Source organism: Streptomyces sp. SPB074 (genome assembly GCF_000154905.1).
In the GTDB taxonomy this organism is placed as follows: Bacteria; Actinomycetota; Actinomycetes; order Streptomycetales; family Streptomycetaceae; genus Streptomyces.
The window spans coordinates 5,192,829-5,201,141 of the sequence record NZ_GG770539.1; the positions used below are offsets into that span (position 1 = coordinate 5,192,829).

8 protein-coding genes are annotated in these 8,313 nt (G+C 75.5%); 4 read left to right on the forward strand and 4 right to left on the reverse strand.

The genetic code is table 11. The features are described from left to right. Positions 1-85: 85 nt before the first annotated feature. On the forward strand, positions 86-829 hold the full coding sequence (locus SSBG_RS22000) for a hypothetical protein (RefSeq protein ID WP_234010622.1): 744 nt from the start codon (positions 86-88) through the stop codon (positions 827-829). Positions 830-834: 5 nt separating this feature from the next. Next, entirely contained in the window at positions 835-1,530 is a 696-nt protein-coding gene (locus SSBG_RS22005; RefSeq protein WP_008748273.1) for a hypothetical protein, read from the forward strand. Between the two features lie 206 nt (positions 1,531-1,736). Here the strand turns inward: SSBG_RS22005 and SSBG_RS22010 are convergent, their stop codons facing one another. Next, positions 1,737-2,411 (reverse strand): O-methyltransferase, encoded by a 675-nt coding sequence (locus SSBG_RS22010; RefSeq protein WP_008748274.1) that lies wholly within the window; start codon positions 2,409-2,411, stop codon positions 1,737-1,739. A gap of 493 nt (positions 2,412-2,904) precedes the next feature. Here SSBG_RS22010 and SSBG_RS22015 point away from each other — a divergent pair, with 493 nt between their 5' ends. Further along, positions 2,905-4,935: a bifunctional glycosyltransferase 87/phosphatase PAP2 family protein gene (locus SSBG_RS22015; protein ID WP_037870381.1), complete on the forward strand. Its 2,031-nt coding sequence runs from the start codon at positions 2,905-2,907 to the stop codon at positions 4,933-4,935. A gap of 24 nt (positions 4,936-4,959) precedes the next feature. On the opposite strand, the gene SSBG_RS22020 is transcribed toward SSBG_RS22015, so the two are convergent. Continuing rightward, positions 4,960-6,153 (reverse strand): FAD-dependent oxidoreductase, encoded by a 1,194-nt coding sequence (locus SSBG_RS22020; protein WP_008748276.1) that lies wholly within the window; start codon positions 6,151-6,153, stop codon positions 4,960-4,962. A gap of 109 nt (positions 6,154-6,262) precedes the next feature. On the opposite strand from SSBG_RS22020, the gene SSBG_RS22025 reads away from it, so the two are divergent. Further along, a complete protein-coding gene (locus SSBG_RS22025; RefSeq protein WP_008748277.1) occupies positions 6,263-6,967 on the forward strand; it encodes a TetR/AcrR family transcriptional regulator in 705 nt (234 codons plus the stop codon). Between the two features lie 117 nt (positions 6,968-7,084). Here SSBG_RS22025 and SSBG_RS22030 read toward each other — a convergent pair whose 3' ends face one another. Further along, positions 7,085-7,975 carry an ECF transporter S component gene (locus SSBG_RS22030; RefSeq protein ID WP_008748278.1) on the reverse strand — a complete coding sequence of 297 codons (891 nt, stop codon included), beginning with the start codon at positions 7,973-7,975 and terminating at the stop codon, positions 7,085-7,087. Beyond that, on the reverse strand, positions 7,972-8,313 hold a 342-nt coding region (locus tag SSBG_RS22035), incomplete at its 5' end, for an AAA family ATPase (RefSeq protein ID WP_037870383.1). The genes SSBG_RS22030 and SSBG_RS22035, both read right to left, overlap by 4 nt.

The following is an 8,313-nucleotide window of genomic DNA, read 5'->3' on the forward strand; positions in this document are numbered from 1 at the left end:
GGGCACCCGGAGTGCTGAACGCAACACCCCGGGTCCGGGCACAGGGACACGGGTTCCGCCGGACTCATTCCCACGGAGGGCAAGCATGTCTCCCGCCTTGACAGTCGTGTTGATCGTGGTGGTGGTCGCCGTCCTCGCCGCCCTCGCGTTCCTCCTCGTACGGCGCGGCGCGGGCGCCCCGGGCGGCGGCTCGCTGCCGCGCCGCTTCGGCCGCGAGTACGACCGCGCGCTGCGCCACCACGACGGTGACAAGCGCGCCGCCGAGCAGGAGCTGAGGGAACGCGTCAAGACCTACGGCTCGCTGCACGAGCACACCCCCGCGCCCGAGGAGCGCACGCGCCTCCTGGCCTCCTGGAAGACCCTCCAGGAACGCTTCGTGGAGGCCCCGCGCGAGGCCGCCGCCGAGGCCGAGCGGCTGCTCGCCGAGACCGCGACGGCCGTGGGCCACCCCGGCGGCGACCGGCACGCGGCCCGGCTCGACTCGCTCTCCGTCCACCACCCGCACCACGTCGACGGCTACCGGCGGCTCCGCGCCGCGCTGACCCCCGCCGAGGGCGCTCAGGAGAGCACCGAGGAACTGCGCGAGGCACTGCTCGCCGCACGCGGTCTCTTCGAGGAGCTGATAGGCGCGGGCACGTCGGGGACGCGTACGGGTCGCGGTGCCGCACACCACGGCACCCACCGCACCGAGCGCGCGGACGAACGCGCGCGGGAACCGGGTACACCGCCCGCAGCCGGCCCGGCACAGGCCCCGGCGCCGGGCACGGCCCCGGCTCCCGCCCCCGAAGCCACCGCGACCTACGAGGGCCACGAGGCCCGGAGGAGCTGACCGAGATGACCGCGATCCTGCCCGACAAGACGAGCGGTACCGGCCGCACCGGCGACCACCCCACCACCGGCTTCCTGCCCGCGAGCGCCAGGGAACGCCTCGAACCCCGCCTCCGCGAGGCCGTCAGCGAATTCGTCGACTCGCCCGCCGAGGCCGTCGAGAAGGCCGACCGCCTCCTCGCCGAGACGGTCGAACAACTCCACGAAGCCCTCCTGCACCGCCACGGAGAACTCCGCTCGGCGTGGAGCGGCGAGAAGGGGCACACCCCGGGCACCGGGCACACCCCGAGCGCCACGAGCACCGGTAGTACGGGCCAGGCGGCGCCCGCGCGGCGCGCGGAGGGCACGGCCCCCGGTGCGGACGCCGGGTTCGGCGACGGGACGCCGGGCGGCGCCGGTAAGAGCCTGAGCGAGGACCGCGAGCGGACGGGCCCGCGCGAGGACGAGGGCACGAGCCCGCGCGACCTCACGGGGACGGCACGCGACGGCGCGGCCGACGCGCGCGGCGGCCTCGCGGGTTCCCCCTCCACCGGGCGGGCGCCCGGCGCGACGACGGACGCCGCGACCGGGGCCGCCACGCGCGCTCCCGGTGACGAGGGCTCCGTCTCCCGGCCGGGGCACGGCGCCGCGTCCGACACCGAGCGGCTGCGGCTCGCGCTCCAGGAGTACCGCGGGACCACGGAGCGCCTGCTGAGCCTGTGACGCCACCGTGCGCCGCGTCCGCGCGGAGCACGGAGTGGCGCCGTGAGAAGCTGGGAAGGGGCCGGATCCCCGTTGTGTTCACCCCGACTTCCGGCCCCTTCCCCTTGGCCTTGTGATTGGCCCTCTGTTGGACGTTCCCGGTCCGCGCGGCACATCCCCCGTACGGGCGAACCGGGCCCCCGCCCGGCGCCCCCGTCCCCGGCCGCTCAGGCCACCACGCGGGCCAGCGCGAAGCCGTCGTATCCCTTGCTCCCCACCGTCTGCACCGCCGTCGCGCTCAGGCGCGGCTCGCGCGCGAGCAGGTCGAGCGCGGCGCGGGTGCCGACGACGCTCGGGTCCGCGCTGTCCGCGTCGGACACCGCCCCACCGCGCACGACGTTGTCGATCACGATGAGGCTGCCCGGGCGGGTCAGGGCGAGCGCCCAGGTCAGGTAGCCGGGGTTGTTGACCTTGTCGGCGTCGATGAAGACGAAGTCGAAGGGCTCCGGCTTCTCCTCGGCGAGCGCGGCGAGGCTGTCGAGCGCGGCGCCGACGCGGATCTCGACCGTCCCGGCGTACCCGGCGCGGTCCAGGTTCGCGCGCGCCACCTCGGCGTGCCGCGGCTCGTACTCCAGCGTGATCAGCTTCCCGTCCGCCGGGAGCGCTCCCGCGAGCCACAGCGTGCTGTAGCCGCCCAGCGTGCCGATCTCCAGGACGCGGCGGGCGCCCTGCGTCTCGGCGAGGAGGCGCAGCAGTTTGCCCTGGTTGGGCGCGACGGCGATGGGCGGCAGCCCGGCCGCGTCGCTCGCGGCGAGCGCCTCGGCGAAGGAGTCCTCGGCGGGGGCGAGCAGGTCGGTGAAGTAGGTGTCGACCTCGGTCCAGGTCTGCGCGGGCTCGGGCACGGTGCGGCCTTTCGGTACGGAGTCCCCGGCGCGGGGCGCACCGGGTCGGTTCCCAAAGGGAACTTATCACCGGCCCCCGTGAGGGGTCCCGCGCTTTTCGGAGGTCACGTAGGGTGACCACTCCGTTGCCGGGAAGGTGCGGAGAAAGCGGCTCGCGGGCCGACGGCTACGCTTTCCCCGCCCCGGGCGGTGCGAGGGGGAGCGTTTCGCGCCGTTCCGCGAGAATTCGGCAGGCGTCTGCCTCCTCTGCGGGCGCCGACCTTGTCCGGATCATCAGTTTTCGGCCAAAAGCCGGTCAAAACGTGGTCAACAGCAAGGTGAAAGAGAAGAGGCTATGAGGCGAACAGGGGCTCGGCTGCGTCTACGCACTCGGGCGGCACGAGCCTCTGGGAGCACGGAGCGCCCCACCGGGGGCCGGGCCGTGCCGGACAACGACGAGCGGGGCGGGAGGCCACACGACGTGGCGAATGCGGAGCGGAGCGGGACCGACGGGATGTTCGGTCCCGGCGGGCCCGAGGGTGTCAGGGCCCGGATGCGGGTCCTCTGCGTCGTGCTGTGGGCCGCCGCGGCGGCGCTGGTGGCACGGCAGCTCGCGGCCGTCCTGCGGCTGCCCCCCGGGGACCGGCTGACCGACCTGGAGACGTGGGTCGGCCCGCAGGGGGTGCTGCACGTCTCCGGTTCGCTCTACGACACCGGACGCTTCACCGGGACCCCCTTCGCCGGGCTCGTCCTCAAGCCCCTGCGCGAGGCCGCGCAGGACACCCTCGGCGTGCTGTGGACGGTGGCGAGCCTCCTGCTCGTCGTCGCGCTCGGCCTCGTCGTCGCCCGCGCGGTGCCCCGGCCCCGTACGCAGTCCCGCCTCGTGCCGCTGCTCGTCGCCCCCGTCGCGATCTGCCTCTTCCTCGTCTCGCTCCCGGTGCGCAACGCCTTCCACACCGGGCAGCTGAGCATCCTCCCCGTCCTCCTCGTCGTCCTCGGCTGTTTCGCCGTGCGCAAGGACGTGCCGGCCGGAATCCTCGTCGGCCTCGCGGCGGCGCTCCAGCCGACGATGCTGCTCTTCGCCCCGCTCCTGTGGCTCGTGGGCCGCCGCCGCGCGGGCCTCTCCACACTCGCCACCTTCCTCGCCGGGACCGTCCTCGCCTGGATCACCCAGCCGCACGACTCCTGGACCTACTGGGTGCACCACGTCGCGGGCGCCGGGCTCGGCTCCAGCGACGAACTGGCCAACCAGTCGCTGCACGGCGCGCTGCTGCGCCTCGGCCTGCACGGCCCCGCCGAACTCGCGCTCTACACCGTGCTCGCGCTGCTCGTCGTCTACGCCGGACTGCGCCGCGCGGTGCGCTACGCGGCGGACGGGCAGCCGCTGCTCGCCGTCGCGATCACCGGCTGCGTCGCCGTCGCGATCTCGCCGACGAGCTGGCAGCACCAGATGCTGTGGGTCCTGCTCACCGTCGTCGGCCGCGTCGGCACCAAGGCGGCGGACCGGTACGTGTGGCCGGTCGCGGTCGTGCTCGCGCTCTCGCTGACCCCCAAGGTGCTGCTGCCGAACATGGCGAGCCTCGACCCGGTCACGCAGAACATCATCCTCATCACCGCCCTCGCCGCGGCCTGCGTCGTGCCCTTCCTCAGCACATCGGCGCCCGCCTACGAGCACCCCGTCGCGACCATCCCCCTCCCGCGCCGCCCCGCGCGCTGGTCCTGGGTGCCGCTGCTCCCCGTGTGGCGCTGGGTGGCCCGGCGCCCCAACCTGCTCCTCGAACTGCTCCTCATCCGCGTCGGCTACGCCGCCTACTCCGAGGTCCGCAAGGCCGCGCGGGGCGGCCGGGCCACCGCGGAGCACCACGGCGACATCGTCCACAGCATCGAGAAGTTCCTCCACATCGACATCGAGCACTGGGTCAACCACGCCGTCGTGAAGGTGTCCTGGCTGGAGAACTTCTTCAACTTCTACTACGAGTCCTTCCACTTCGTCGTCCCGCTCAGCGTCCTCGCGATCCTCTACATCCGCCGCCCCGCCGAATACCGCTGGGCGCGCAGCGCGCTCGGCTTCGCGACGCTCCTCGCGCTCCTCGGCTTCTGGCTCTTCCCGCTCGCCCCGCCGCGCCTCATGCCGACGCTCGGCTTCATCGACACCGTCCACGGCGTGCAGGACTTCAGCAAGCCGGACTACGGGAGCCTGACGGCCGTCACCAACCAGTACGCCGCGATGCCCTCGCTGCACTTCGGCTGGTCGCTGTGGTGCGGGCTCGTCATCGCGATCCTGGCGCCCAAGTGGTGGATGAAGGCGCTGGGGCTGCTGCACCCGCTCTTCACCGTCTCGGCGATCGTCGCGACCGGCAACCACTGGGTGCTCGACGCGGTCGGCGGCGCCACCGTGGTCGGCCTCGGCTTCGGCCTCACGTACGCCCTGGCCGGGCCCCGGGGCCGGACCGGGAGCAGGCACGAGACCGCCGGGGAGGAACGGGCCGGGGCGCGGACCCCGCCGTCCCGCCCCCGCTCCCCGGTCGCGGGCGGCACACGGTAGCGGGGGACGCCCCCGCCGCCGCGTTCAGGACGTGACGTCCTGGCCCGTGACGAGGCGCAGGAAGCCGTGCGGCGCGTCCGGGCCGAACATCAGCCCGTGGAGGAGTTCCGCCTGCCGGGCCTCCTCGTGGGCGCGCGGGAACATGTCGCGCTCGAACGCGGCGAGGGCCGCCTCCGTGTCGCCCGGGTGCGCGGCGAGCGCCTTCGCCAGCTCGGCGCCGTCGAGCATCGCCAGGTTGGCGCCCTCGCCCGAGGGGATCATGAGGTGCGCCGCGTCGCCGAGGAGCGTGACGCCCGGCACCCGCTCCCAGCGGTGGCCGGCGGGCAGCGTGTAGAGCGGGCGCAGGACAGGGTCCGTGTCGCCGTCCGTGAGGAGCGCGGTCAGCTCCGGCGCCCAGCCGGCGAACTCCCCGAGCAGCCCGGCCCGCACCGCCGCCGGGTCCTCGAAGCCGAGCGCGTCGAACCACTCCAGCGGTCGCTGGAGCGCGACGTACGTGTGCAGCCTGTCGTCCTTCTCGCGGTGCGCCTGGATGCCCTTGCCCGGCACCAGCGTGTACATCGCGCCGTCCCCGACCGCCCGCGCCGCCCCGGGGTGGCGCGTGTCGGCGTCGTACAGGTAGGTCTCGACGAAGGACGTGCCGGTGTAGGCGGGCGTCGCCGCCGAGAGCAGCGGGCGCACCCGCGACCAGGCGCCGTCCGCGCCGACGAGGAGATCCGTCTCCGTCCGGGTGCCGTTCGCGAAGAAGACCCCGTGCCGCCCGCCGCCGAGCGCGCGGACGCCGGTGACCTTCTGGCCCCAGCGCACCGTCCCGGCGGGCAGCGAGTCCAGGAGCACCTGGCGCAGTTCGCCGCGCTGCACCTCGGGGCGTCCCCCGGTGCCGTCGTCGGCCTCCTCCAGGAGCACGGAGCCGTCGGGCGCCAGCGCGCGCGAGGCCTCGCGGCCCGCCAGGACGAGCGCGCGGAACTCCTCGGTGAGACCGGCGGCGGCGAGCGCGGGCTGCCCGTTGTCCGCGTGGATGTCGAGCATCCCGCCCTGCGCGCGGGAGGCGGGCGAGGGCTCGGCCTCGTGGACCGTGGACGCGATGCCGTGGACGTGCAGGACGCGGGCGAGGACGAGCCCGCCGAGTCCCGCGCCGATGATCGTGACGTGCGGGGACGTGCCCGGGACGGGGCGGGGGTCCGGGGCCGGGGACGTGCTGGGGTGCGGGTGCGTGGTCATGGCGGGCTCCTTCGCGGCGGGGTGGAATGTCGTTCCATCTCCACCGTGGAACAGCGTTCCAGGCCTGTCAAGCTGGAACCCCGTTCCAGGGCTGTGCCAGGATGGGGCCATGACGAAGAGGACCGCGCGCGCCGAACCGCTCTCGCGCGCACGCATCGTCGGCGCGGCCGTCGAACTGCTCGACACGGCGGGCGTGCGGAAGCTCACCTTCCGGGCCCTGACCGAACGGCTCGCGACCGGCCCCGGGGCGATCTACTGGCACGTGGCCAACAAGGACGAACTGCTCGGCGCCGCCGCCGACGCGGTCGTCGCCGACGCCGTCGCCGTGGAGCCCGGCGGGCTCGCGCCGCGCGAGGTCGTCCGCCGCCTCGCGCTCGGCCTCTACGAGGCGACCGAGGCGCACCCCTGGCTCGCCGCGCAGCTCGCGACGGAGTTCGCGCGCGGCCCCTGGGGGGTCGCGGCCCCGCGCGTCTTCGAGGCGCTGGGGCGGCAGGTACGGGCCATGGGCGTGCCCGAGAGCGGCTGGTTCACGGCCACGTCCGCGCTCATGCACTACGTCTTCGGGGTCGCGGGCCAGAACGCGGCGAACTCCGCCGTGGCCGCGGGACTGCCGGGGGGCGACAGCCGCGCCGCCTACCTGGAGGCCGCCTCGCGGGCCTGGGAAGCCCTCGACCCGGACGCGTACCCCTTCACGCGCGCGGTGGCCGGCCAGCTCCGCGAGCACGACGACCGCGAGCAGTTCCTCGCCGGGGTGGACCTGGTCCTGGCGGGGATCGCCGCCTCGGTGCCGGACGAGGCGGCGGACGGCGCGTAGCGGCGGGGGCGACGGGGGGCGGTCCGGCGGGAGGAGGCGGCGGCCCGGCGGTCCGCGCGGCGGGCGCCCGCGTCCCGCGAAGCGGCTCCGCGCGCGAGAGGGGTCACGCGCCCCGGCTCACCTCTCGGCGTCCCTCTCCCCGCCCGGCCCCGTCGTCCGCTCGCCCGCCGTGAAGCGCGCCCGCGGCGCGAAGGCCGCCCTGCGGGTCGCCCGGCGCAGCGCCTTCAGGACGGCCGGGCCCAGCGTCAGGCTCAGCACCGCCGTGAGCACCGCGCGCGGCAGGTCCCAGCCGAGCGAGGTCGCGAGGCAGTAGGCGAGGAAGCGGGCCAGGTTCGCCCCGAGCGGGTCCCCCGGCACGTACGAGACGCCCGTGGAGAGCCCGCCGAGGTAGGGCCAGCCCTGGAGGTTCATCACGAAGCCGTAGGCGAGGGCCGCGAGCGCCCCGTAGCCCGCGAGGAGCAGCAGCTCCCGCACGCCGCGCAGCGCCCGCGCGCCCGGGAGCAGCCCCGCGCCCCCCGAGACCCAGCCCATCGCGAGCATCTGGAACGGCAGCCACGGCCCGACGCCGCCGGTCAGCAGCGCCGAGGCGAACATCGACACCGCGCCGAGCACGAAACCGAAGCCGGGCCCGAGGACCCGCCCGGCGAGCACCATGAGGAAGAACATCGGCTCGATGCCCGCCGTCCCCGCGCCGAGCGGGCGCAGCGCCGCCCCCACGGCGGCGAGGACACCGAGCATCGCGACGGCCTTCGCGTCCAGGCCACCGTCCGCGATCGCCGCGACCACGACCGCGAGCAACAGCGGCAGCAGCGCGGCGAAGAGCCACGGCGCGTCCCCCGAGTGCGCGACGCCCGAGCCCGGCGCGGCGAGCAGCGGCCAGCCGAAGGCCATGACCCCGATCACGGTGACGAGCGCGAGCGCCGCGGCGGCCCGGGGCCCGAGCCGTACGGCACGCGGCGCGGCGCCCTTCGTCGCGGCCGTCCTCCCGGCGCGGCCGGTGCCGCTCATCGGGCCACCGCCCCCAGGGGCCCCGGCCCCTCCGCGCCCAGCGCCGCCGCGACCTGCCCCACCGTGAGCCAGGCCGCGCCGGGCGCGAGGATCTTCGCGGTCTGCGGGGCGAAGAGCGGCGAGGCCAGGACGACCTCGGCGGCCGGGCCGTCCGCGACGATCTCGCCCTCGGCGAGGATCACGACGCGGTGCGCGACTTCGGCGGCGAGTTCCACGTCGTGCGTCGCGAGGACGATCGCGTGCCCGGCGCGGGCGAGCCCGGTCAGGATGCCGACGAGCCGCGCCTTCGCGGCGTAGTCCAGGCCGCGCGTCGGCTCGTCGAGCAGCAGCAGGGGCGG